Genomic DNA, 527 nt, shown 5'->3' with positions numbered 1-527 from the left:
CGGTGTGCGCCCCGGAGCCATCGTCGGCGCCATCACGGGCGAGGGCGGCATCAACGGCTCGGACCTGGGACGCATCGACATCTTCCCCTCCTTCTCCCTGGTGGAGATCACCGGTGACCTCTCCGCCTCGGCGGTGGGACGCATCTCGAAGGCCCGCGTGGCCGGACGCGCCCTGCGCATCCGCGAGGACGAGGGCCCGGGTCAGCACGGGGACCGCGCGGAGCACGGCGGGTCACACAACCGTCATCAGGGTGGCTCCCGACATGAGGACCGCAGCGAGCGCGCGGACCGAGGGAACCGTGACCGCTGGCAGGACCGTGAGGACCGAGGTGGGCGGGGCGCCCAGGACCGCGGGGACCGTCGCTTCGGCGGCTCGCGCGGAGAGCGCAGCCCCAGGCGTCACTACTGAGTCCTCCGGGACCCTCGACCGGGTCCGTCCCCGCCGGCACGACCGGTCGGGGCCGGGCCCGGTCCCTCAATGCGAAGCCCGGTCCAGCGCCTCCTCGACGGCGTGCTGACGGGCGTCC

Annotated in this window: 1 protein-coding gene; it reads left to right on the top strand. The window is 74.2% G+C overall.

The features are described 5' to 3' along the window. A partial coding sequence (locus FK530_RS25455; protein ID WP_193560379.1) for a DbpA RNA binding domain-containing protein occupies positions 1–409 on the top strand: 409 nt, incomplete at its 5' end. Positions 410–527: the final 118 nt, after the last annotated feature.

Source organism: Tsukamurella conjunctivitidis, from assembly GCF_007858475.1.
Classification (GTDB): Bacteria; Actinomycetota; Actinomycetes; order Mycobacteriales; family Mycobacteriaceae; genus Tsukamurella; species Tsukamurella conjunctivitidis.
The sequence above is the reverse complement of the archived record's forward strand: the minus strand, read 5'-3'. Positions and strand labels throughout refer to the sequence as shown.